At 72.0% G+C, this 23,395-nt stretch carries 23 protein-coding genes; 9 read left to right on the top strand and 14 right to left on the bottom strand.

What is annotated here, in order from left to right; all coding sequences use genetic code 11:
- Nucleotides 1–31 precede the first annotated feature (31 nt).
- The 7 genes from ABT300_RS15880 to ABT300_RS15850 all read right to left on the bottom strand — a co-directional run bounded on the left by ABT300_RS15880 (nt 32) and on the right by ABT300_RS15850 (nt 7,801).
- Entirely contained in the window at nt 32–484 is a 453-nt protein-coding gene (locus tag ABT300_RS15880; protein ID WP_351675534.1) for a hypothetical protein, read from the bottom strand.
- A 148-nt stretch (nt 485–632) separates the two neighbouring features.
- Complete coding sequence (locus tag ABT300_RS15875; RefSeq protein WP_351675531.1) at nt 633–2,051, bottom strand: NAD(P)/FAD-dependent oxidoreductase; 1,419 nt, start codon at nt 2,049–2,051, stop codon at nt 633–635.
- A gap of 43 nt (nt 2,052–2,094) precedes the next feature.
- Nucleotides 2,095–2,895 (bottom strand): ABC transporter permease, encoded by an 801-nt coding sequence (locus ABT300_RS15870; protein ID WP_351675529.1) that lies wholly within the window; start codon nt 2,893–2,895, stop codon nt 2,095–2,097.
- On the bottom strand, nt 2,896–3,825 hold the full coding sequence (locus ABT300_RS15865; protein WP_351675526.1) for an ABC transporter permease: 930 nt from the start codon (nt 3,823–3,825) through the stop codon (nt 2,896–2,898).
- 1 nt (nt 3,826) lies between these two features.
- Nucleotides 3,827–4,978, bottom strand: coding sequence for an ABC transporter ATP-binding protein (locus ABT300_RS15860; RefSeq protein WP_351675524.1), 1,152 nt, complete (start codon nt 4,976–4,978; stop codon nt 3,827–3,829).
- A gap of 5 nt (nt 4,979–4,983) precedes the next feature.
- Nucleotides 4,984–6,231: an ABC transporter substrate-binding protein gene (locus ABT300_RS15855; RefSeq protein ID WP_351675522.1), complete on the bottom strand. Its 1,248-nt coding sequence runs from the start codon at nt 6,229–6,231 to the stop codon at nt 4,984–4,986.
- Between the two features lie 55 nt (nt 6,232–6,286).
- Nucleotides 6,287–7,801 (bottom strand): gamma-aminobutyraldehyde dehydrogenase, encoded by a 1,515-nt coding sequence (locus ABT300_RS15850; protein ID WP_351675519.1) that lies wholly within the window; start codon nt 7,799–7,801, stop codon nt 6,287–6,289.
- A gap of 221 nt (nt 7,802–8,022) precedes the next feature.
- On the opposite strand from ABT300_RS15850, the gene ybiA reads away from it, so the two are divergent.
- Nucleotides 8,023–8,583, top strand: a complete 561-nt coding sequence (ybiA, locus tag ABT300_RS15845) for a riboflavin biosynthesis intermediates N-glycosidase (protein ID WP_351675517.1) — start codon at nt 8,023–8,025, stop codon at nt 8,581–8,583.
- 154 nt (nt 8,584–8,737) lie between these two features.
- Here the strand turns inward: ybiA and ABT300_RS15840 are convergent, their stop codons facing one another.
- Nucleotides 8,738–9,556 (bottom strand): DUF4190 domain-containing protein, encoded by an 819-nt coding sequence (locus ABT300_RS15840; RefSeq protein ID WP_351675514.1) that lies wholly within the window; start codon nt 9,554–9,556, stop codon nt 8,738–8,740.
- Between the two features lie 971 nt (nt 9,557–10,527).
- On the opposite strand from ABT300_RS15840, the gene ABT300_RS15835 reads away from it, so the two are divergent.
- Together ABT300_RS15835 and ABT300_RS15830 are read left to right on the top strand one after the other, a co-directional pair.
- On the top strand, nt 10,528–11,652 hold the full coding sequence (locus ABT300_RS15835; protein ID WP_351675511.1) for an adenosine deaminase: 1,125 nt from the start codon (nt 10,528–10,530) through the stop codon (nt 11,650–11,652).
- A gap of 134 nt (nt 11,653–11,786) precedes the next feature.
- Entirely contained in the window at nt 11,787–12,473 is a 687-nt protein-coding gene (locus ABT300_RS15830; protein ID WP_351675508.1) for a glycerophosphodiester phosphodiesterase, read from the top strand.
- A gap of 30 nt (nt 12,474–12,503) precedes the next feature.
- On the opposite strand, the gene ABT300_RS15825 is transcribed toward ABT300_RS15830, so the two are convergent.
- The 6 genes from ABT300_RS15825 to ABT300_RS15800 all read right to left on the bottom strand — a co-directional run bounded on the left by ABT300_RS15825 (nt 12,504) and on the right by ABT300_RS15800 (nt 16,925).
- Nucleotides 12,504–13,025, bottom strand: a complete 522-nt coding sequence (locus ABT300_RS15825; protein ID WP_351675505.1) for a hypothetical protein — start codon at nt 13,023–13,025, stop codon at nt 12,504–12,506.
- A gap of 104 nt (nt 13,026–13,129) precedes the next feature.
- Nucleotides 13,130–13,690, bottom strand: coding sequence for a flagellar biosynthesis protein FlhF (locus ABT300_RS15820; protein WP_351675503.1), 561 nt, complete (start codon nt 13,688–13,690; stop codon nt 13,130–13,132).
- On the bottom strand, nt 13,674–14,171 hold the full coding sequence (locus tag ABT300_RS15815) for an RNA polymerase sigma factor (protein ID WP_351675501.1): 498 nt from the start codon (nt 14,169–14,171) through the stop codon (nt 13,674–13,676). The genes ABT300_RS15820 and ABT300_RS15815 overlap by 17 nt, the downstream gene beginning before the upstream one ends.
- Nucleotides 14,168–14,878: a class F sortase gene (locus ABT300_RS15810; protein ID WP_351675499.1), complete on the bottom strand. Its 711-nt coding sequence runs from the start codon at nt 14,876–14,878 to the stop codon at nt 14,168–14,170. The genes ABT300_RS15815 and ABT300_RS15810 overlap by 4 nt, the downstream gene beginning before the upstream one ends.
- Nucleotides 14,875–15,234 (bottom strand): sortase-dependent protein, encoded by a 360-nt coding sequence (locus tag ABT300_RS15805; RefSeq protein WP_351675496.1) that lies wholly within the window; start codon nt 15,232–15,234, stop codon nt 14,875–14,877. The genes ABT300_RS15810 and ABT300_RS15805 overlap by 4 nt, the downstream gene beginning before the upstream one ends.
- 251 nt (nt 15,235–15,485) lie before the next feature.
- Complete coding sequence (locus tag ABT300_RS15800) at nt 15,486–16,925, bottom strand: gamma-aminobutyraldehyde dehydrogenase (protein ID WP_351675493.1); 1,440 nt, start codon at nt 16,923–16,925, stop codon at nt 15,486–15,488.
- A gap of 177 nt (nt 16,926–17,102) precedes the next feature.
- Between ABT300_RS15800 and ABT300_RS15795 the strand changes: the two genes are divergently transcribed.
- From ABT300_RS15795 to ABT300_RS15765, 6 genes are all read left to right on the top strand, one after another.
- Entirely contained in the window at nt 17,103–17,621 is a 519-nt protein-coding gene (locus ABT300_RS15795; RefSeq protein ID WP_351675491.1) for an Lrp/AsnC family transcriptional regulator, read from the top strand.
- 19 nt (nt 17,622–17,640) lie between these two features.
- On the top strand, nt 17,641–19,005 hold the full coding sequence (locus tag ABT300_RS15790; RefSeq protein WP_351675488.1) for an aspartate aminotransferase family protein: 1,365 nt from the start codon (nt 17,641–17,643) through the stop codon (nt 19,003–19,005).
- Nucleotides 19,006–19,252: 247 nt separating this feature from the next.
- A complete protein-coding gene (locus tag ABT300_RS15785) occupies nt 19,253–19,996 on the top strand; it encodes an ABC transporter ATP-binding protein (RefSeq protein ID WP_351675485.1) in 744 nt (247 codons plus the stop codon).
- Complete coding sequence (locus tag ABT300_RS15780; RefSeq protein WP_351675483.1) at nt 19,978–21,741, top strand: hypothetical protein; 1,764 nt, start codon at nt 19,978–19,980, stop codon at nt 21,739–21,741. Before ABT300_RS15785 ends, ABT300_RS15780 begins: the two co-directional genes overlap by 19 nt.
- Nucleotides 21,742–21,850: 109 nt before the next feature.
- Nucleotides 21,851–22,270: a VOC family protein gene (locus ABT300_RS15775; protein ID WP_351675480.1), complete on the top strand. Its 420-nt coding sequence runs from the start codon at nt 21,851–21,853 to the stop codon at nt 22,268–22,270.
- 338 nt (nt 22,271–22,608) lie between these two features.
- The gene (locus ABT300_RS15765) at nt 22,609–23,346 is read left to right on the top strand and encodes an LAETG motif-containing sortase-dependent surface protein (RefSeq protein WP_351675477.1); all 738 of its coding nucleotides are present in this window, start codon (nt 22,609–22,611) and stop codon (nt 23,344–23,346) included.
- The last annotated feature ends 49 nt before the right edge of the window (nt 23,347–23,395 follow it).

Genomic DNA, 23,395 nt, shown 5'->3' with positions numbered 1-23,395 from the left:
GGACGGCTGGGGGCGTCCGGCGGCCGGTCGGTCAGCCGTCCTCTCCGGCGGCGAGCCCCGCCGCCGCCTCGTGCATCGCCAGCTCCAGGAGCGCCGCGTCGGTCAGCGTGCCGGAGCCGTCCGGCGCCACCAGCCAGCGGACTCCCCTGGCGGAACGGCCCGGATGGGGCACGACGATCCAGGCGCCGGCCCCCGCGGTGCGGATGCCGGTGCCGAGCCAGCGCGCCGCCGTCCCCGGCGCGACGAAGAACCCCATGCGGTCGTCGCCGAAGTCGACGAGCACCGGGCCCGGCCGGTCGAGGATCCGGGTGAGCACGTCGAGGGTGGGATAGCCGAGCGTGCCCGGCAGGATGAGCACGTCCCAGGCCCGGCCCGCGGGCAGCAGCGCCACCCCGAGCGGGTTGCGCTCCCATTCCCAGCGGCATGCCTCGGAATCCGGTGCGACGGATGCCAGCCAGTCGACCGCCGTCTTCGCCCCAGCCATGTGAGGACCTCCCTTTCGCTCGTGGGACGCGGTCGCGTCCACAAGGGAGAGGGAGGTCGCCGCCGAGCATTACGCGGGTTCGGACCACCCGTGCGGGTGAACCGGCCCACACCCCGCGAACCGGCCCCGCGGGCCGCGATCGCAAGGCTCAGCTGTCGAAGCCGAGACCCAGTCGGTCCATGGTCCTCAGCCACAGATTGCGCCGGCCGTCGTGCGCGTCGGCGCGGGCCAGGGACCACTTGGTGAGCGCGATGCCGGTCCAGGCGAAGGGCTCGGGCGGGAAGGGCAGCGGCTTCCTGCGGACCATCTCCAGCCGTGTCCGCTCGGTGCTCTCCCCCGCCAGCAGGTCGAGCATCACCTCCGCGCCGAACCGGGTCGCGCCGACGCCCAGGCCGGTGTACCCGGCCGCGTAGGCGACCTTCCCCTGGTGCGCGGTGCCGAAGAACGCCGAGAAGCGCGAGCAGGTGTCGATCGCCCCGCCCCACGCGTGCGTGAAGCGGACTCCCTCGAGCTGCGGGAAGCAGGTGAAGAAGTGCCCGGCGAGCTTGGCGTACGTCTCGGGCCGGTCGTCGTACTCCGCCCGCACCCGGCCCCCGTAGGGGTAGACGGCGTCGTACCCGCCCCACAGGATCCGGTTGTCGGCGGACAGCCGGAAGTAGTGGAACTGGTTGGCGCTGTCCCCGAGTCCCTGCCGGTTCTTCCAGCCGATCGAGTCGAGCTGTGCCGGGGTCAGCGGTTCGGTCATCAGCGCGTAGTCGTAGACCGGGACGGTGTACGCCCGCACGCGCCTGACCAGGTTCGGGAAGATGTTCGTGCCGAGGGCCACCTGCCGGGCGCGGACCTGCCCGTACGGCGTGCGGACGGCCGTCCCCGCGCCGTACGGCTTCAGATCCAGTGCGGGCGTGTGCTCGTACACCCGCACGCCGAGGCGCACGCACGCCTGCTTCAGGCCCCAGACGAGCTTGGCGGGGTGCAGCATGGCCACGCCCCGGCGGTCGTGCAGTCCCGCGAGGAAGGTGGGCGAGGCGACCTGCTCGCGCACCGCGTCCGCGTCGAGGAACTCGATGCCGTCAGCGAGGCCCCTGCCCTCGAGTTCCCCGTACCAGTCGCGCAGTTCCCGGGCCTGGTACTCCTCGGTCGCGACGTCGATCTCGCCGGTGCGCTCGAAGTCGCAGTCGATCCCGTGCCGGGCGATCGCCGTCTCGATCGCGTCGAGGTTGCGCATCCCCAGGTCCTCGAGCCGGTGGATCTCGTCCGGCCAGCGGGCCAGCCCGTTGGGCAGCCCGTGGGTGAGGGAGGCCGCGCAGAACCCTCCGTTGCGGCCCGAGGCGGCCCAGCCCACCTCACGTCCTTCCAGCAGCACCACGTCACGCTGAGGGTCGCGCTCCTTGGCGACGAGCGCCGTCCACAGTCCGCTGTACCCGCCCCCGACGACCAGCAGATCGCAGGTCTCGGGGCCGGTGAGCGCGGGTTCGGGACGGGGCCTGCCCGGGTCCTCCAGCCAGTACGGGACCGGCTGTGCGTCGGAAAGAGAAGTGATCCACCGGTTCATGGCGCCTGCGGCCATGATGTCAACTCCCTACGGGCCTCTCGGCTTCGGGCTCTGCGCCTTATGCCTTCTGCTTGTTGCGGCGGTTGCCGACGATCATCGACGTCAGCACCAACAGGACGGCGACCAGGAACATGGCCGTGCCGATGACGTTGATCTGGACGGGCGTTCCGCGCTGCGCCGAGCCCCACACGAACATGGGGAAGGTGACGGTCGAGCCCGCGTTGAAGTTGGTGATGATGAAGTCGTCGAAGGAGAGCGCGAACGCGAGCAGCGCGCCCGCGGCGATCCCGGGGGCCGCGATCGGCAGGGTGACGCGCAGGAACGTCTGCGCCGGCCCGGCGTAGAGGTCCTGGGCGGCCTGCTCCAGCCGGGGGTCCATCGACATGACGCGCGCCTTGACCGCCGTCACGACGAAGCTCAGGCAGAACATGATGTGCGCGATGAGGATCGTCCAGAACCCCAGCTGTGCGCCCAGGTTGAGGAAGAGGGTGAGCAGCGAGGCGGCCATGACGACCTCGGGCATCGCCATCGGCAGGAAGATCAGCGAGTTCACGGCGCCGCGCGCGCGGAAGCGGTAGCGGACCAGGGCGAAGGCGATCATCGTGCCGAGCAGGGTCGCGCCGAGGGTCGCCCAGATCGCGATCTGGAGGCTGAGCGACAGCGAGCCGCACAGGCCCGCGACCCCGCACGGGTCCTGCCAGGCGTCGGTGGAGAACTGCTGCCACTCGTAGTTGAAGCGGCCTTTCGGCTTGTTGAAGGAGAACACGGTGACGACGACGTTCGGCAGGAGGAGATAGCCGAGCGTGAGGAGTCCCGCGATGATCACGAAATGGCGCTTGAGCCAGTTGACGAGGGGCATTCAGACCAGATCCTCCGTCCCCGACCTGCGGATGTAGAAGGTGACCATGAAGAGGATCGCGGCCATGAGGATGAAGGAGAGGGCCGCCGCCGTCGGATAGTCCAGCACCCGCAGGAACTGCGTCTGGATGACGTTTCCGATCATGCGGGTGTCGGTCGAGCCGAGGAGTTCCGCGTTGACGTAGTCGCCGGCCGCCGGGATGAAGGTGAGCAGCGTGCCCGAGACCACGCCGGGCATCGACAGCGGGAAGGTGACCTTGCGGAAGACGGTGGCCGGCCGGGCGTACAGGTCGCCCGCCGCCTCGTGCAGCCGTCCGTCGATGCGCTCCAGCGAGGAGTACAGCGGAAGGATCATGAACGGCAGGAAGTTGTACGTCAGACCGCAGACCACCGCGAGGGGCGTGGCGAGGACGCGGTCGCCCGACGTCCAGCCGAGCCAGCTGGTGACGTCGAGGACGTGCAGCGTGTTCAGGGCTCCGACGACGGGGCCGCCGTCCGCGAGGATGGTCTTCCAGGCGAGGGTGCGGATCAGGAAGCTGGTGAAGAACGGCGCGATCACCAGGATCATGATCAGGTTGCGCCAGCGGCCGGCCCGGAAGGCGATCAGGTAAGCCAGCGGGTAGCCGAGCGCCAGGCACAGGATCGTGGCGGCGCCCGCGTAGAGGACCGAGCGCAGGAACTGCGGCCAGTAGGCGCCGAGGGCGTCCCAGTAGGTCGCGAAGTGCCAGGTGACCTTGTAGCCCTCCTCCAGGGAGCCCGTCTGCACGGACGTGGAGGCCTGGTAGATCATCGGCAGCGCGAAGAACACGACCAGCCAGAGCAGGCCGGGCAGCAGCAGCCAGTACGGCGTCAGACGGCCGCGTCTGCGGGGCGGCTTCTTCGTCGGCGCCGTCGGGGAGAGAGGCGGGGGCGCCTCGGTGAGGGTCGCCATCTCAGACCGCCGCCTGTTCCTGGATGCCCGCGTCGATGTCCTGTTCCGCGTCCAGGCCGAAGGTGTGCGCCGGGCTCCAGTGCAGGACCACGTCGGCGCCGGGGACGAGCCGGGCGTCGCGGTCGACGTTCTGGGCGTAGACCTCGAACTCCGGACAGACCGAGCTGTCGATCACGTACTGGGTGGAGACGCCGATGAACGAGGAGTCGGCGATCTTCCCGGTGATCCGGTTGCGCCCCTCGGGGATCTCGCCCGCGTCGTCGGCGTGGGTCAGGGAGATCTTCTCGGGACGTACGCCGACCAGCACCCGGCCGCCGTTCGCGGTGGGTGCGGAGCAGCGCGCCACGGGCAGCACGAGCTTGCCGTCGCCCGCCTTGAGCACGATGTCGTCGCCGGCCCTGGAGTCCACCTCGGCCTCGATCAGGTTGGAGGTGCCGAGGAAGTTGGCGACGAACGTGGTGTGCGGGTTCTCGTAGAGGTCGGCCGGGGAGCCGAGCTGTTCGACGCGGCCCCCGTTCATCACGGCGACCGTGTCGGCCATCGTCATGGCCTCCTCCTGGTCGTGCGTGACGTGCACGAAGGTGATGCCGACCTCGGTCTGGATGCGCTTGAGCTCCAGCTGCATCTGGCGGCGCAGCTTGAGGTCGAGGGCGCCGAGCGGCTCGTCGAGCAGCAGCACCTTGGGGTGGTTGATCAGGGCGCGGGCGACCGCGACGCGCTGCTGCTGGCCGCCGGAGAGCTGGTGGGGCTTCTTGCGGGCCTGCTCCCCGAGCTGGACGAGCTCCAGCATGTCCTCGACCTGCTTCTTCACGCTCTTGATGCCGCGCCGGCGCAGGCCGAAGGCGACGTTCTCGAAGATGTCGAGGTGCGGGAAGAGGGCGTAGGACTGGAACACGGTGTTCACCGGCCGCTTGTAGGGCGGGAGCGCCGTCACGTCCTGGTCGCCGAGGTGCACGGTCCCGGAGGACGGTTCCTCCAGGCCGGCGATCATGCGCAGGGTGGTGGTCTTGCCGCAGCCGGACGCGCCGAGCAGGGCGAAGAAGGAGCCCTGCGGGACGGTCAGGTCCAGCGGGTGTACGGCGGTGAAGGAGCCGTAGGTCTTGCTGATGCCGGAGAGGCGGACGTCGCCGCTGCCGCTGTCGGTCGTCTTCATCGTCGTCACGCCCCAGTGAGCTTTGCGAACTTGGCCTGGTAGGCGGCCTCTTCCTTCGAGCTCAGGGAGCGGAAGGCATGGGACTTCGCCTGCATGGCCTTGTCGGGAAGGATCAGCGGGTTGTCCGCCGCCGACTTGTCGATCTTGGCGAGGTACGGTTTCACGTCCGCGACGGGACTCACGTAGTTGATGTACGCGGCGAGTCGGGCGGCCGGCTCGGGCTCGTAGTAGTAGTCGATCAGCCGCTCGGCGTTCGTCTTGTGACGGGCCTTGTTGGGGATCAGCAGGTTGTCGGTCGACGTCATGTAGCCGCTGTCCGGGATGATGTAGGCGACGTCGGGGTTGTCCGCCTGGAGCTGCACGATGTCGCCGCCCCATGCCACGCAGGCCGCGAGGTCGCCCTTGCTGAGGTCCGACGTGTAGTCGTTGCCGGTGAAGCGCCGGATCTGGCCCTTGTCGACGGCCTTCTGGAGGCGGGCGATGACCGCGTCGTAGTCGTCGTCGGTGAACTTCCCCGGGTCCTTGCCCATGTCGAGCATGGTCATGCCGACGGTGTCGCGCATCTCGGTCAGCAGGCCGACCCGGCCCTTGAGCGCGGGGGTGTCGAGCAGGTCGGAGACCGACTTCACCTCGACGCCGTCGAGCGCCTTCTTGTTGTAGGCGACGACCGTCGAGATGCCCTGCCAGGGGTAGGAGTAGGCGCGGCCCGGGTCCCAGTCGGGGCTGCGGAACTGGTCCGAGAGGTTGGCGAAGGCGTGCGGCAGGTTCGACGCGTCCAGCTTCTGGACGTAGCCGAGCCTGATCATGCGGGCGGCCAGCCAGTCGGTGAGGACGATGAGGTCGCGGCCGGTGTCCTGGCCGGCGGCGAGCTGCGGCTGGATCTTGCCGAAGAACTCGTCGTTGTCGTTGATGTCCTCGGTGTACTTGACCGTGATGCCGGTCCGTTTGCGGAACGCGTCCAGCGTGGGACGGTGCTTCCCGCTGTCGTCCACGTCGATGTACTCCGGCCAGTTGGAGAAGTTGACGACCTTCTCCTTCGCCGAGTGGTCGTCGGCGGAGACGCCGCCCTGTGACTTGCCGGCCGCGGGGATTCCGCAGCCGGCCAGCGCTGCGACGCCGCCCAGGGTGAGGGCGCCGCCGGCGGAGGCGCGCAACACCGACCGGCGGGTCATGGCCGTCCTGCCGTTGCGGACACTGCGCCCTACGGCGGCCGGTTCGGCCGGGCTCAGGCGGTCGGGCTCGTACTGCTGCATGCGCGTGGTGCCCTTTCGGGAGGTCCGGCCGTGGTCTGCGGCCGTTCGTCGTCGCTTATGAGTCCCCGAAGACCGTGCGGTGCCAGGGCTTTCGGGCCACCGCCGTGTTATCGAACATAACGTGCTTTACCTGTGTGTACTCCTCGAACGAGTACGCTGACATGTCCTTGCCGAAGCCGGACGCCTTGTAACCGCCGTGCGGCATCTCGCTGATGATCGGGATGTGGTCGTTGATCCACACGCATCCGGCCTTGATCTCGCGTGTCGCACGGTTGGCCCGGAAGACGTCCCGGGTCCACGCGGAGGCCGCGAGCCCGTAGGGCGTGTCGTTGGCGAGCCGGATGCCCTCCTCGTCCGTGTCGAACGGCAGGACGACCAGCACCGGCCCGAAGATCTCCGACTGGACGGCCTCGCTGTCCTGGGCGGCGTCCGCGATCAGGGTGGGCAGATAGTAGGCGCCGTTCTTGAGCTCGCCCTGGGGCGCCTCGCCGCCGGTCACCACGCGCGCGTAGCCGCGCGCCCGGTCGACGAAGGCGGCGACCCGGTCGCGCTGGGCGTGCGACACGAGCGGGCCGAGGTCGGTGCCCGCGGCGAACGGGTCGCCGACCCGCACGGTCTCCATCAGGGCGGCCGTCCGCTCGACGAAGGCCTCGTAGAGCGGGCGTTGCACGTACGCGCGCGTGGCGGCCGTGCAGTCCTGCCCGGTGTTGATGAGCGAGCCGGCGACCGCGCCGTGGACGGCGGCCTCCAGGTCGGCGTCCTCGAAGACGACGAAGGGCGCCTTGCCGCCGAGCTCCAGGTGGAGCCGCTTGACGGTCGCGGTGGCGAGCTCCGCGACCCGCCTGCCGACGGCGGTGGAGCCGGTGAAGGAGGTCATGACGACGTCGCGGTGGCCGACGAGGTGCTCGCCCGCCTCCCGTCCGGTCCCGGTGACGATGTTGATCACACCGTCGGGGATACCGGCCTCCGAGGCCGCCCGCGCGAACAGCAGCGAGGTGAGCGGAGTGAGCTCGGCGGGCTTGAGCACGATCGTGTTGCCCGCGGCGATCGCCGGGAGGATCTTCCAGGCCGCCATCTGGAGGGGGTAGTTCCAGGGCGCGATGGAGCCGACGACGCCGATGGGTTCGCGGCGCACGTACGAGGTGTGGTCGCCGGAGTACTCGCCTGCGGACTGGCCCGCGAGATGCCGGGCGGCGCCCGCGAAGAAGGCGGTGTTGTCGATCGTCCCCGGGACGTCGAACTCCCGGGTCAGCTTGAGCGGCTTGCCGCACTGCAGGGACTCGGCGCGGGCGAATTCGTCGGCGCGGTCGGCGAGCACCGCGGCGAACCGGTGCAGCGCGTCGGAACGCTCGCCCGGCGTGGCGCCCGCCCAGCCGGGGAACGCGGTGCGGGCTGCGGCGACGGCCGCGTCGACGGTGTCCGTGCCCGCCAGGTCGTAGGTGTAGACCTCCTCACCGGTGGCGGGGTCGATCACGGCGTGGGCGCGCCCCGAGTCGCCGCCTGCGAGGCGGCCGTCGATGTACTGGGCGCCTTCCGCGAACAGCTGCTGTGCGGGGAACCGGTCCTGCATGTCGCTCTCCTCCGCCTTCGCCCCGCTGTGCGCGGGGGCGGGTGGCGTAGCTCCAGCCTGATTTGATTGCCGATCCTGGCAGAGCAAGGGCACTCCAACAAGTGATTCCGTTGTTGCCTTTTGGTTACGCGACGGAATCTGTCGGCGAGGGTCGACCAGGTGTCGAGTCCCGCCGGAAAAGGCGGGACGCTCTGTCAGTGGCGCGTGCCATCCTCAGATGCATGGAGATGATCGACAGCCGGGAGTCCCTGGTCAGGGCGGTCCGGTCGGGGGCGGGCGTCAGGTACCTGCACTTCTGGGGCCACCGTCCGCGGCCCGACGGACAGATCGGCGCGAGCTGTCTCAGCCAGTGGTGGCCGTCACCGTTCGTGGTCGACGACGTCGCCTATGCGACGGCGGAGCACTGGATGATGGCCGCGAAAGCGCGCCTCTTCAAAGACCGGGAGGCGGAGGTACGGGCGCTGGCCGCCAGGACGCCCGCCGAGGCGAAGAAGGAGGGGCGGCTGGTCCGCGGCTTCGACGACACGACGTGGGAGCGGGAGCGGTTCCGCATCGTCGTCGAGGGCAGCGTCCACAAGTTCGCCTCGGACCCGGCGCTGAGCTCGTTCCTGCTGGGCACCCACTCGAGGGTGCTGGTCGAGGCGAGCCCGATGGACCGGGTGTGGGGCATCGGCCTGGCAGCGGACGACGAGGCCGCCTCGCACCCCGAGCGCTGGCGCGGCCTGAACCTGCTGGGCTTCGCCCTGATGCAGGCCAGAGAGCGCCTGCTGACCGAGGCCTGAGACGCCGGGGGACGGCGACAGGGCGGGCCCGGGGCCGGGCCGTGAGCCTTCGCGGCCGCGCGGGGAGCGTCCGGGGCGGGCCGGGAATGCGCCGGGGACCGGGGGCCGGGCGGGGGAGCGTACGGCGGCCCGGCGGCCCGTTCCACCGCGTGTTCTAGGGGGCCACCATCACCAGGATGCCCACGCCGATCGCCAGCACCGTGCCCACCACGCCGCAGATGATCCCGGCCAGCGCCTGACCGGGGTTCGAGGCCTCGCCCCGGCGGGCCTTTCCGCGCCCGATCGCGCCGAACACGATGCCCAGAATGCCGAAGACGATGGCCAGCGGCCACAGACAGAAGACGACGGCGGCGAGGATTCCTAGCACCAGTCCGGCCACGCCTGTGCCGTTGTTGTCCCCGACCCCGCCGGCCCAGCCGTAGAGGCCGGGCGCGCCGCCGTACTGCGGGTGCGACGGATAGCCGTAGCCGCCGGGGTAACCGTACGGGATCTGCCCCGGCCCGTCGGGGGCGATGGGCGGCGGAGGCACCGGGCCGCCGTGGACCGGAGGGGCGTAGCGGCCGGGAGGCGGGCCGCCGACGGCCGTGGCGGGGTCCGGCGGCGGGAAGCCGCCGAGCGTGCCGTGGGGCTGCGGCCTCCCGAAAGGATCGGCCCAGGGCTGCGGCGTCACGCCGGGCAGCGAGATCATCGTCTGCTGGTCGTGGACGGAGGGCGGCGCCTGGCCCTGCGGTTCGTTCCCGGCGATGGTGTGGCCGGGGCCGCTCTGCGCCGCGCCGCCGGGGGCCGCCCACGGGTTCGGCGGGAGCGGCGAGGCGGCGCCCGGAGCAGCGTCGGCCGGGGCGGTCTTGTCCAACGGCACCCGGGGCGTCGTCCCGGGCTTCGCGTCCCGCGGTTCGTCCGTCGGGCCGGAGGCGGGGACGGGCCACGGGTCGCGGGCGTCGTCACCGGCCGGAGTCGGCGCGTCGTCGGACATGCGTGGATCCCCTCTGTCGCCGCCCGACCGGGCGGCCGCCCCTGCGTTCCGTCACCTGTACGCCGTTCCACCCTGCGTACGTTCCGTCATGCTACGGCCCGTGGCCGCCGGTGACGGCAGCGGGCCGCCCCCCGCGCGAGCCCGCCGACCCTTCCCCGCACCGCCGCCCCTCCGTTTCTCCACACCGCCGCGCCTCGCACCTCCGTACAGCCGAACCGCCGCGCCGCCGCACCGCCGAACCGACGCACCTCCACACCCGGGCATCCCCATGCCGAGGCACGCCCACCTCCGCCCCGCCCCCCTCCATACAGCCGCATCTCGGTGCCGCCGCGCCGCCGCATCTCCATGCCGTCACACCTCCCCACCGCCGCCGCACCTCCCGCCTCCGCACCTCCGTGCCGCCACACCGCTGTACCCCGCGCTTCCGCGGCGGCGCACCCCCGCCTCCCCGCCTTCAGGCCGGCCCGCCCTCCCCACCTCCAGGCCTCCGCGCCTCCGGGGCCTCCCCGCCTCGGCGCCTCCGAGCCATCCCCGCCTCCGGGCCCTCCCCGCCTCCGCGCCGTCAAACCTCCAAGCCTCCGCGCCTCCCCACCTCCGCGCCCTCCGCGCCTCCGGACCCTCAGCGCCTCCGGCCCCCCGTCTCCGAGCCGCCGCGCCGCCAGACCTCCGCGCCTCCAGGCCCTCCCCACCTCGGCGCCTCCGAGCCATCCCCGCCTCCCCGCCTCCCCGCCTCCCCGCCTCCGCGCCGTCGCGCCGCCGGACCTCCAGGCCTCGGCGCCTCCCCACCTCCGCGCCTCCCCGCCTCCGGGCCCTCCGCGCATCCGAACCCTCCCCCACCTCCGGGCCCTCCGCGCATCCGCTCCCCCCGGTCTCCGGGCGTCCGCCTACGATGGCCGGGACTCATCGATCAGCCGATCACCCGCGTCCCGTCCGGCCCGTAGGGCCCGGGGCGCCGTCCCGGGGAGGACCCCATGACCGACCGCCTCGACGCATCCTCGGCAGCCGCCCCCGGCTCCCCGGCCTCCGGCGCGCCCGCCGGCCCCACCGCCGCGGCGGCGGCCGGCGCCCGCGACCTGCACGCCTTCGTCGCCGGGCTGCCCAAGGCCGAGCTGCACGTGCACCACGTCGGCTCCGCGTCCCCCCGCATCGTCTCCGAGCTGGCCGCCCGGCACCCCGATTCCAAGGTGCCCACCGACCCCGAGGCTCTCGCCGACTACTTCACGTTCACAGACTTCGCCCACTTCATCGAGGTCTACCTGTCCGTCGTCGACCTCATCCGCACCCCCGAGGACGTCCGGCTGCTCACCTACGAGGTCGCCCGGGACCTGGCCCGTCAGCGGGTGCGGTACGCCGAGCTGACCGTCACCCCCTTCTCCTCGACCCGGCGCGGCATCGACGAACGCGCCTTCATGGACGCCATCGAGGACGCCCGCAAGGCAGCCGAGGCGGAGTTCGGGACCGTGCTGCGCTGGTGCTTCGACATCCCCGGCGAGGCGGGTCTCGAGGCCGCCGAGGAGACGGCACGGCTCGCCACCGACGACCGGATCCGCCCGGAGGGGCTGGTCTCCTTCGGGCTCGGCGGGCCCGAGGTCGGGGTGGAACGTCCGCAGTTCAAGCCGTACTTCGACCGGGCGATCGCCGCCGGGCTGCGGTCGGCGCCGCACGCCGGAGAGACCACCGGGCCGCAGACGGTGTGGGACGCCCTGACGCATCTGCGCGCCGAGCGCATCGGGCACGGCACCAGCTCCGCGCAGGACGAGAAGCTGCTCGCGCACCTCGCCGAGCACCGCATCGCCCTGGAGGTGTGCCCGACCTCGAACATCGCCACGCGTGCGGTCCGCACCCTCGACGAGCACCCGATCAAGGAGTTCGTGCGGGCCGGCGTCCTGGTCACGGTCAACTCCGACGACCCGCCCATGTTCGGCACCGACCTGAACAACGAGTACGCGGTCGCCGCCCGGCTCCTCGACCTCGACGAGCGGGGCGTCGCCGATCTCGCGAAGAACGCCGTCGAGGCGGCCTTCCTGGACGAGGCCGGGAAGGCCCGGCTGCGGACCGAGATCGACGCGTACACCGCCGGGTGGCTCGCTCCCTGACCTGAGCGCCCACGCCCCGTGCGGGCGCCGGGCCGGGGTCCGGTTCCCGCGCCGGGCCCCGCACGCAGGCACTCGCGCACAGGCCATGATCCGGGTCCGCCGGGTCCGGGTCCCGGTCCGGCGACAATGGGCGCATGCAGAACGTGACGGCCGTGGCCCATCGCGGCGACCCCTACCGGCTCCGTGAGAACACGATCGCCTCGCTGCGTTCCGCGCTCGACCTGGGCGCGGACGCCGTGGAGTGCGACGTACGCCTCACCAGGGACGGCGTGCCCGTGCTGCTGCACGACGCGACGTTGAAGCGGCTGTGGGCACAGGACCGTCCGCTGGCCTCGCTGTCGGCGGCCGAGGTGCGCGGGCTCACGGCCGGCGCGGTGCCGACCCTCGGGGAGGCGCTCGCGGCGACCGAGGGCAGCCGGGTGATGCTCGACCTGCCCGGGACCCGCGAGGTCGGCGCCGCACGGCGGATCGTCGACGCCGTGCGCGAGGCGGGGGCGGCGGACCGGGTGTACTACTGCGCGGGCCCCGTCGCGATGCTCGCCGTGCGCGCCGCCGACCCGTCCGCCGAGATCGCGCTCACCTGCACGAGCCTGGCGCCCCCGCGCCCCGCGCTGCTCGCGGCGGTGGGGCCGCGCTGGCTCAACTACCGCTTCTCCCTGGTGGACCGGGAACTCGCCGCGCGCGTCCATCGGGACGGCCGTCTGCTCTCCGTGTGGACGCCCGACACCCGCCGTTCCCTGCGCCGGCTCATCGGCTTGGGCGTCGACTCGATCACCACGAACCGCATCGACCTCCTGACCGCGCTGCGCAAGGAGGGCTGAGCCCCCTCTCCCCCGAGCGCCCCCGGGCGCTCACATCGCAGGCGCAGCCCAGGGGTTGGGGCCGATCTCCGCCAGCCGCAGGATCTTCCTGCGCACGACGTACAGCGGGACGACCCCGAACACGCCGAAGGACATGTCGATCACGCTCCACCAGACGGGGATGCCCCGGATCGGTCCGCAGATCAGCGCGAGCGGGACGATCCCGGCGCAGGCGATCATCGCGAACTCCACCACCCACACGTTGCGGACCGGGTCGCGATAGGGGCCGTAGAAGGCGACGGCGATCACGAGGTGGGCGAAGGCCAGCCAGTCGGTGCCGTAGAGGAGGAACGGGTAGTCGGCGTCGGCGGTGTCGAGGCCGCGCCGCACCCGCTCGATCCACTCCATCGCGCCGGGCAGCCGTTCCGGCACGGACAGCGCGCGCAGCAACTCCTCCGTCCAGCGCAGTTCATGGACGAGCGGGAAGGCCGTGACGCCGCTGAGCACCAGACAGACGACGAAGACGGCCAGCCAGACACGAATGCCCTTCACCAGGGCGGCTCTGTCGCTCATGGCGGCAGCGTACGCTGAAATTGAACATGTTCAAAACATGATTCGCCAACGCCCGGCGGCATGTGACCGGGCGGCGGGCGCGGACGGCCGCACGCGTGCAGGCGTCAACGGCTCCTGGTCGCGGCGGACGGCGCGGCGGACTGCTCGATCGTCCCCGAGGGAGCGGGCCGGACCCCGGCCTGCGACGACGACGGCGGTGACTGCGACTGGTCGGAGCTACGGGCGCCGGTGGAGGCAGCGGTGTCGGTGCGAGCAGTCGGGACCCGGGCGTCCGATGCCCGGGGGTCCGGCGCCCGGCTCTCGGCCGCCCTCTCGGTAGGGTCCTCGGCCACCGGGCTCTGCGGTGGCGTCGGGACGGGCACACTCGCCGGTCCGCTCATCGGGGGCGGCGCGAGCGGGATCGCGGGCCGCGGCGGCCCGGACGCGGCCGGACGCAGCGGCAGCAGGACGGCGAGCACGGCGACGGCGCAGGTGGCGCCGGCCGCAGCCGCGGCGCGCAGGGTCCGGCGGCGGCGCGCACCTCGGCGGATCCTCTCGTAACTTCCGGCGGGCGGCGCGAGACGACCGGAGGCTGGCCGCAGAACGACGGCGAGGGGGTCCTCGGGGGCGAGGTCCGGGCTGCCGTCGTCGAAGCCGTCGTCGGAGTCGTCAACGGGCGTGATCAAGGCTTCTCCTCAGGTGGGCGCGGAGCAGTTCGCGGGCCGCGTGCAGATCGGCCTTCACGGTCCCTTCCTTGCGCCCGGTCAGCGCGGACACCTCCCGGATCGGCATGTCAGCGTAGTAGTGCAGCAGGATGGGAACGCGCAGCCGGTCGGGCAGGGACTGCACGAGCATCCGCACCGAGGGGTCGGCCGGTTCGGCGGACGGGGCGAGCGCGGCCTCGGCGGTGGCGCGGCGCACGGCCCGGCGTTCCCGCTCGAGCTTGCGCCAGTGATCGCGGACGAGGTTGGCGGCGGTGACGAAGAGGAAGCCCTGGGGCTCCGCCACCGACGTCCAGCGGGCCCACAGCCGGGTGAACGCCTCCGACGCGATCTCGTGCGCCGTCTCGTCGTCGTCGACGAGACGGCGGCACCAGCCGGCCAGGCGTGGATAGAGGGCGGCGAACAGCTCGGACGCCGCCCTGTCGCGCGAGCGTGACCGTTTCAACGTTCTCCCGCAGAGCTGCTCGAGCCGCTCGACGCGACACCCGACCCGGTCTTCGACCCCGCGCTCGACCCCGTGCTCGACCCCGCGCTCAGCGCGGCGAAGACGATCACGTTGTCACGGTATCCGTCGCCGCTACGGGGGCCGCCGCAGGTGATGAGACGCAGTTCGGGGCGGTCCACGTTCCCGTAGACGTCCTCCGTCGGAAAGCGCGCCTTGTCGACGGTACGCACCTCGGTGACCGCGAACTCGGCCGTCGTGCCGTTCTCCAGACGCGCCGCGATCCGGTCGCCGGCACGCAGCCGGTTCAGGCGGCGGAAGACGCCGTCGCCGTACCGGCCGACCGTGACGTGACCGAGGATCACCGACGGCCCCGTCTGCCCCGGCGTCGGCGAGTGCTCGTACCAACCCGCCCGGTCGTGCCGTTCGACGGGAGGCACCTGGACGCTGCCGTCGGCGGCCAGCCCGAGCCGCATGACCGGGGTGTCGACGCCGATCGCCGCGATCCGCAGCCCGACCGGCGCCGACCGGGCGAGCGGACGTGACGCCGCCCGCCCGGCGGGCCCGGGGGAAACCGAGGAGACGGCGGGGACCGGGCCGGCCGTGGAGGCGTCCGCCGACGGCCCGGCCGTCGAGCCGCCGGCACAGCCCGTGAGCAGCAGCACGGCCAGGGCCGTCAGGACCGGGGCGCGCCTGGAGAGCGGGTTCATGCGCCGGACGCCCTCCGGCGGCGTACGACGAGGAAGACCGCTCCGGCCGCCGCGGACGCCGCGGCCGCGCCGCCGATCAGTGCGCCGTGGTTCTCGGACGACGGCTCGGCGACACCGGTGCCGGCCCCGCCCCTGGGCACCACGCCGACCTGGCTCGGCACGGCCGACGGCGTCCGTCCCGACTCGGCGGGAGCGGTGGACGGCATGGCGGTGGCGTCGGCCGGGGCCGGGGAAGCGGCCTGCGCCACTGCGGTGGGCGCCGGGGCGGGAGTCCCCGAGTCGGCGAGTGCGGGCGTCGCGGACGCCAACAGGGCGGCGCCCGCAACTGCCAGGCCGGCCAGGCCCGTTCGGGACATGAGTCGCATGAATCGCTCTCTTTCATCGGTCCGTTGACGGATCGGACGGAGAGACGAGACAGCCCGCGACCGGGTTGTAAAGAGATGGCAAAGCCGCGAGAGCGGAGAGGCCGGCACGACGAACGGCCCCCGGTTCAGGAAACCGAGGGCCGAACTCCGTAGGGGCGCGGGAGACCGCGCGACCGGCGCGACGACTCACCCGCACCCCACCACGACCGGCCGCCCGCACAATCCGGCCGGTCCGCGGAGCGCTACGCGTCCAGGGACGTCATGACGTGCTTGATGCGGGTGTAGTCGTCGAAGCCGTAGCCCGAGAGGTCCTTGCCGTAGCCGGACTTCTTGAAGCCGCCGTGCGGCATCTCGGCGACCAGCGGGATGTGGGTGTTGATCCACACGCAGCCGAAGTCGAGCTTCTTGGACATCCGCATGGCGCGACCGTGGTCCTTGGTCCACACCGAGGAGGCGAGGGCGTAGTCGACGCCGTTGGCCCACTCCACCGCCTGCTCCTCGTCGGTGAAGGACTGGACGGTGATCACCGGTCCGAAGACCTCGTTCTGGATGATCTCGTCGTCCTGCTTCAGCCCGGACACCACGGTCGCGGCGTAGAAGTAGCCCTTGTCGCCGACCTGCTTGCCGCCCGCCTCGACCTTGGCGTGCGCCGGCAGCCGCTCGATGAAGCCGGACACCTGCTTGAGCTGGTTGGGGTTGTTCAGCGGGCCGTACAGCACGTCCTCGTCGTCGGGCTGGCCGGTCTTCGTCTCGGACGCGGCCTTCGCGAGCGCGGCCACGAACTCGTCGTGGATGGACTCCTGGACGAGGACCCGGGTGGCGGCGGTGCAGTCCTGGCCCGCGTTGAAGTAACCCGCGACCGAGATGTCCTCGACGGCCTTGGCGATGTCCGTGTCCTCGAAGACGACGACTGGCGCCTTGCCGCCCAGCTCCAGGTGGACGCGCTTGAGGTCCCTGGACGCCGACTCGGCGACGGACATCCCCGCGCGCACCGAGCCGGTGATGGAGGCCATCGCCGGGGTCGGGTGCTCGACCATCAGCCGGCCGGTGTCCCGGTCGCCGGTGACGACGTTGAAGACGCCCTTGGGCAGGATCGAGCCGACGATGTCGGCGATCAGGACGGTGGACGCCGGGGTGGTGTCCGAGGGCTTGAGGACGACCGTGTTGCCCGCGGCGATCGCCGGGGCGAACTTCCACACGGCCATCATCATCGGGTAGTTCCACGGCGCGACCTGCGCGCAGACGCCGACCGGCTCCCGGCGCACGATCGAGGTCATGCCGTCCATGTACTCGCCGGCCGAGCGGCCCTCCAGCATCCGGGCCGCGCCCGCGAAGAAGCGGATCTGGTCGACCATGGGCGGGATCTCCTCGGAGCGGGTGAGCCCGACGGGCTTGCCCGTGTTCTCCACCTCGGCCGCGATGAGCTCCTCGGCGCGCTCCTCGAAGGCGTCCGCGATCTTCAGCAGGGCCTTCTGACGCTCGGCGGGGGTCGTGTCGCGCCAGCCCGGGAACGCCTCGGCGGCGGCGGCCATCGCGGCGTCGACGTCCGCCGGACCGGACAGCGGCGCGGTCGCGTACGCCTCGCCCGTCGCCGGGTTGACCACCTCGGTGGTCCGTCCGTCGGCGGCGTCCCGGAACTCGCCGTGGATGTAGTTGCGCAGACGACGCAGCTCGGTGCTCACTGCCGGCCTCCTGATCGGATTCTTGCTTCTGGGGTGTCCATGTACTGAGACACCACCCTAATCCGCCCGCCCACGTTTTCAACACCCCCGATCGGGCCTCGACTGCGGAATCCGCAGATATCGCTCACGTAAACAACGAATTTCATCGCCTCGACCTTGCGGAACTGTCGACCTGTCGTGCACAGTGACGTCGTGGCCAGTCGAAGCGCAGAGCACAGGGACTCCCGCGAGTCCAGGAACGGCAGCACCCCCCACCTGGACTCCGTGAGCCTCGCCATCATCGAGCAGCTCCAGGAGGACGGCCGCCGGCCGTACGCCGCGATCGGCAAGGCTGTCGGCCTGTCGGAGGCGGCCGTGCGCCAGCGCGTCCAGAAGCTGCTCGACCAGGGCGTGATGCAGATCGTCGCCGTCACCGACCCCCTCACCGTGGGCTTCCGGCGGCAGGCGATGGTCGGGATCAACGTCGAGGGCGACGTGGAGTCCATCGCGGAAGCGCTCACCGACATGTCCGAGGTCGAGTACGTGGTGATGACCGCGGGCTCGTTCGACGTCCTCGCCGAGATCGTCTGCGAGGACGACGACCACCTGCTGGACGTCATCAACAAACGCATCCGGGCACTGCCCGGCGTGCGCTCCACCGAGAGCTTCGTCTACCTGAAGCTGAAGAAGCAGACCTACATGTGGGGAACCCGATAACCGTGAGGACCCGATAACCGTGAGCACCAAGGACCTCAGCCGCACCGCGTACGACCACCTGTGGATGCACTTCACCCGCATGTCCTCGTACGAGAACTCGCCGGTACCGACCATCGTCCGGGGCGAGGGCGCCTACATCTACGACGACAAGGGCAAGCGCTACCTCGACGGCCTCGCCGGCCTGTTCGTGGTGCAGGCCGGCCACGGACGGGTGGAGCTCGCCGAGGCGGCCTCCAAGCAGGCCCAGGAACTCGCGTTCTTCCCGGTGTGGTCCTACGCCCACCCCAAGGCCGTGGAACTCGCGGAGCGGCTGGCGCACCACGCGCCGGGCGACCTCAACAAGGTCTTCTTCACCACCGGCGGCGGCGAGGCCGTGGAGACCGCCTGGAAGCTCGCCAAGCAGTACTTCAAGCTGACCGGCAAGCCGACCAAGTACAAGGTCATCTCGCGCGCGGTCGCCTACCACGGCACCCCGCAGGGCGCCCTGTCCATCACCGGCCTGCCGGCCCTGAAGGCCCCCTTCGAGCCGCTCGTCCCGGGCGCGCACAAGGTACCCAACACCAACATCTACCGCGCCCCGATCCACGGCGACGACCCCGAGGCCTTCGGCCGCTGGGCCGCGGACCAGATCGAGCAGCAGATCCTCTTCGAGGGCCCGGACACGGTCGCCGCGGTCTTCCTCGAGCCGGTCCAGAACGCCGGCGGCTGCTTCCCGCCGCCGCCCGGCTACTTCCGGCGGGTGCGCGAGATCTGCGACCAGTACGACGTGCTGCTCGTCTCGGACGAGGTCATCTGCGCCTTCGGCCGCCTCGGCACGACGTTCGCCTGCGACAAGTTCGGCTACGTCCCGGACATGATCACCTGCGCCAAGGGCATGACGTCCGGCTACTCCCCGATCGGCGCCTGCATCATCAGCGACCGGCTGGCCGAGCCGTTCTACCAGGGCGACAACACCTTCCTGCACGGCTACACCTTCGGCGGCCATCCGGTCTCGGCCGCGGTGGGCCTGGCCAACCTGGACCTGTTCGAGCGCGAGGGCCTGAACCAGCACGTCCTCGACAACGAGGGCGCGTTCCTGTCCACGCTCCAGAAGCTGCACGACCTGCCGATCGTCGGCGACGTCCGCGGCAACGGCTTCTTCTACGGCATCGAGCTCGTGAAGGACAAGGCCACGAAGGAGTCCTTCAACGAGGAGGAGACCGAGCGCGTCCTGTACGGCTTCCTCTCCAAGGCCCTGTTCGAGAACGGCCTGTACTGCCGGGCGGACGACCGAGGCGACCCGGTCGTCCAGCTCGCGCCGCCGCTGATCTCCAACCAGGAGACGTTCGACGAGATCGAGCAGATCCTGCGCGCCACGCTGGCGGAGGCGTGGACGAAGCTGTGACGCCCGTTACGTCCGTTACGTCCGTTGCATCCAAGACATCCGTAACGTCCGTGACGTAGCCTGATCAGCTGATCAACACCGGCCCCGGAGTCTGCCGTTCGAGTGAGAAACGGCGGTCCGGGGCCGTGTGCTGTCCGGCCTCCCGCCGTCGCCTGCCTAGCGTGCCAGTGACCGATCGGCCCTGCCTTCGTTCCCCCGCTCGGGGGATCGGCACGGGAACCACAGATCTGAACCGAGGTGTACGCCCATGGAGGCCCCGCCGGACAACGACGTGCTCTGGGCACGCTCCCTGCACTTCACACACCCCGACGGCTCCCCCGGGCTGACCGGGGTCTCGATGGGTGTGCGGGAGGGCGAGATCCTCGCCGTCAGCGGGCCCCGCGGCAGCGGCAAGACGACGCTGCTGCGCTGTCTGTCCGGCCTCGCCTCCGCCCGCAGCGGCGAGGTCTGGTTCAACAGCGTCCCCGTGCACACCATGGGCACGTCGGCCCGCGAACGGCTGCGCCGGGACCGCTTCGGCTGGATCGACCCGGTCCCCCTCCTCGTCCCCGAGCTGAACGTCTGGGAGAACGCCGCCCTGCCCCTCATGCTGCGCGGCACCAGCCGGCGTCGGGCCAAGGTCGCCGCGCTCGAATGGCTGGAACGGCTGGACATCGGCGACCGCTGCCGGCTGCGCCCGCACGAACTCACCCAGGCCGAGCGGCAGCGCGTCTGCATCACCCGGGCCCTGGCCCCGGCTCCCTCCGTCCTCTTCGCGGACGAGCCCACCGCGCCGCTGCACCGTGCGGACCGCGCCCATGTCCTGCGTACCCTGACCTCGGCCGCCCGCTCGCACGGCATCACCGTCGTGCTCGCCACCCACGACACGCAGACCGCGGCCCTCGCGGACCGCACGGTCGCCCTCCTGGACGGGCGCCGGGTCAACACGGTCCATCTGCCGCCGGTCACGGAGCCGGAAGGCCGGGAAGCCGCGTGCTCGCTCGCCGTCTGACCCGCAGCGCCCACCCCGCCGTCCAGCTCCGCCGACTCTTCGTCGCGGCGGCCTCGGCGGGCACCGGCTTCCTCCTGCTGAGCACCCTCGGCCACGCGCTCACCCACCCCGAGGCGTCGGCGTCCGCCGCGCTCCGGCTCGCCTGGTGTGCGGCGCCGCTGGCCGCCACCGTCTACTTCGCCAGAGCGGTCGCCCGCACCGACCCCGGCACGCGCCCGCGTCCCGGGCTGGCGGCGATCGGCCTGGGGCCGACCCGCCTGATGATCGTGTCGGCGACGACGACGGCCCTGTCGACGCTGCTCGGCTCCATGCTGGCCCTGCTGCTCTTCCTCCACCTCCGCGGCGACCTCACGGGCATGCCGTTCGACGGGGCGGCGAGCGACTTCCTCGCGGCGAGCCGGCCGCTGCCCCTGCCGGCCGCGCTGACCCTCCTCTCCCTGGTCCCGGCGGCCTCGTCCGTGGCCGTCGCGCTGATGCTCCGGCCGAGGGACGCGCACGTGGCGGCCCACGCGACCCCGAGACTGCTCGGCCGCTTCACCGCGCCCGGCGCGAAGGGCCGGGGGGAGAGGTTCGGCGCGGTCGGGAGATACGGCGCCAACCGCACGACGTCGTCCCGCGCACCCCGCGCCTCCCGCGACGAGGAGCCCCGCGCCGACGCTCGGACCGCCGACGGTCAGGACGCCCGGGTCCTGACCGACGACGCCGCCCGGACGACGGACGGCCTCGACGCCCCGAGCGCGCACGAGCACTCCCACAGCCGGGCGGACGAGAGCCGGGCGGACGAAGGCCGGGCCCGCCGCGCACCCGGCGACCGCGCCGGACCCGACGACCGGACCGCCACCGGCGCGGGCGCCGACGACGCCCAGGACGCGCTCCGCCGCACCGTCCCCTCCGCCGTCGGCCGAAGCGCCCGGACGGTGACCGAACGCCTCGGACGTCCCGGCGGTCCGGACACCCGCCCGGCGAACGGCACAGGCGCCGGGCCCGCCGAAGACCCGGGCGACCGGCCCGAGAACGGACGGCCCGAGCACGCACGGCCCACGAACGGACGCCCCGCCGACGGCGACCACACGGAGGAAGGCGACCACACGCAGGACGCGGCCGACCCTGGACTCCGCCTCCCGCAGAACCCCCCTGCCCCCGACCCGACCGCCCTCCCCTGGGGCGCCGCGCTCCTCGCCGCCGGCCTGGCGGTGGAGGGCTACGCGAGCCGGACCGCCGACGGCGGCGGGCTCCCCCTGCCCGGCGGTCTGCCCGAGGGCCCCGCCGCCGTGTTCCTCGGCTGGGCTCTCACGGTCGTGGGCCTCGCCCTCGCGGGCCCGGGTCTCACCCATCTCTGCGGCCGCCTGCTGCAGGCGGTCCGTCCCGGCGCCCTGCGGCTCCTCGCGGGCCGCGGGCTGATGCAGGAGGCGTCCAGGATCGGCCGCCCGCTGGGCGTGGTGTGCGCCGTGGCCTCGGGCGCGTACACGATGGCCGCGCTGTACGACCCGGCAGACCCGTCCTTCGGCCCTCTGTCCACCCTGGGCGCCGCGGTCGTGGCGGGCTGCACGGTGGCGACGCTCCTGACCTCGGCCGTGGAGGCGAGGCAGGCCCGTGCCGACACCACCGCCGCCCTGCTGCGCCTCGGCGCCCCGGCCAAGATCCTGCGCAGCGCCGCCGCCCTGCGCACCGGCGCCCTGCTGGCGCTCTTCGGCCCGCTCACCCTGGTCGTGGCAGAACTCGCGGCGCTCCCGCTGGTTCGCTGAGACGCCGTCCCGAAAAAACCTCCCGCACCCCCGATGAGTTCGCCGCGACGCTCCGGTCTACCCCACCGAACAGCACATCCGAACGACACGAATCCCTTGGGAGAGCGCGATGACCACCCCGGCCTACCAGCAGATGATCTTCGTGAACCTGCCCGTGAACGACCTCGACGCGTCGAAGAAGTTCTTCACGGAGCTCGGGTACGGGATCAACCCGCAGTTCAGCGACGACAACGCCGCCTCCGTGGTGATCAGCGACACGATCGTCGCGATGCTGCTCACCAAGCCGTTCTACTCGACCTTCACCAAGAAGGAGATCGCGGACTCCTCGAAGACCAGCGAGGTCCTCATCGCGCTGAGCGCGCAGAGCCGCGAGAAGGTCGACGAGCTGGTGGACCGCGCGCTCGCCCTCGGCGGCTCCCCCAGCGGTGAGACCCAGGACATGGGCTTCATGTACGGCCGTTCCTTCGACGACCTCGACGGCCACACCTGGGAGGTCGTGTGGATGGACCCGTCGGCCGTCCAGGGCTGACCCTCACGCGGTCCCCGGGCCCGCACGCCGGCGCCCGGCACGGGCGGGCGCATCCGACGGCGCCCGCCCGGCCGTTGCTGCGGCGACTCGCCCGGGAGCGGGCTACGACGTCCCGTTTCAGCCTTGTTGACCGGATCGAGGAGGTCCGGGAGGCGCCGAAACGTCTCGGCGGTTAATAAGAGGGCAAAGTCAACGGTCCGGGAGACTCCCCGGATTGACACTTCTTATGAAACGCTTATAGACCTGTGGGTCTGCTGGGGATGGTGACGCACTCGGCTCACCGGGGGCGCCATCTCCCCCTCCACCCCCCGCAGTTGCGCTTCCCGTAAAGGACAAACGTGTCCCTTTCCCGCCGTATCACCGTCCGTTCGGTGCGCATGCTCGGTGTCGCCGCCGCTTCCGCCGCCCTCGCGTTGAGCGCCTCGGGCACCGCGCTGGCCTGCGAGATAGGCGACTTCTCCGCCGCGGCCGCCTGCGACGGCGCCAAGGGCGTCATCACCGTCACCGACAAGGACGCCGCGGGCGTCCCGGCCGTCGTCACCGTCTTCCTCGAGAACAACGGCGCCGACCTGCGGCAGGTCGGCGCGGAGCAGATCGTCAAGGGCTCGAAGAAGGGCGTCACCGTCTCCTTCGCCGAGGACTGGGAGCCGGGCGCGATCTACCGGATCCACGTCAAGGCCGTGAAGGGCAAGAAGGTCCTGGTCGACGCCGACATCAACGCCGGCGAGAACCTGACCACCCCGGCCAAGGCGTGCGCGGCCGACACCTCCACGCCGACCGGCTCCCCCTCCTCGACGCCTTCCTCCACGCCGTCGGACACCGCCCCGCCGCCGGCCGAGACGGCCACCGCCCTGCCGTCGCCGTCCGACTCGGCGAGCGACAGCGCCGCACCCGGCACGCCCGGCGCGCCCTCCGCGAGCAACGCTCCCTCGGCCGCGGTCCAGGAGTCCAACCTCGCCGAGACCGGCGCCAGTTCGAACACCGGCCTGATCGTCGGCGTCGCGGCGACCCTGGTCGTCGTCGGCGGCGGCGCGGTGTTCTTCGGCATGCGTCGCCGCGGGTCCAGCCACCGCTGACCGCACGACGCCCCATGCATGCGGACGGCCCGCCCCTCACCGGGGCGGG

It is taken from the genome of Streptomyces sp. NPDC001027, from assembly GCF_040299045.1.
In the GTDB taxonomy this organism is placed as follows: domain Bacteria; phylum Actinomycetota; class Actinomycetes; order Streptomycetales; family Streptomycetaceae; genus Streptomyces.
This window is presented reverse-complemented; position numbering and strand designations above follow the sequence as displayed.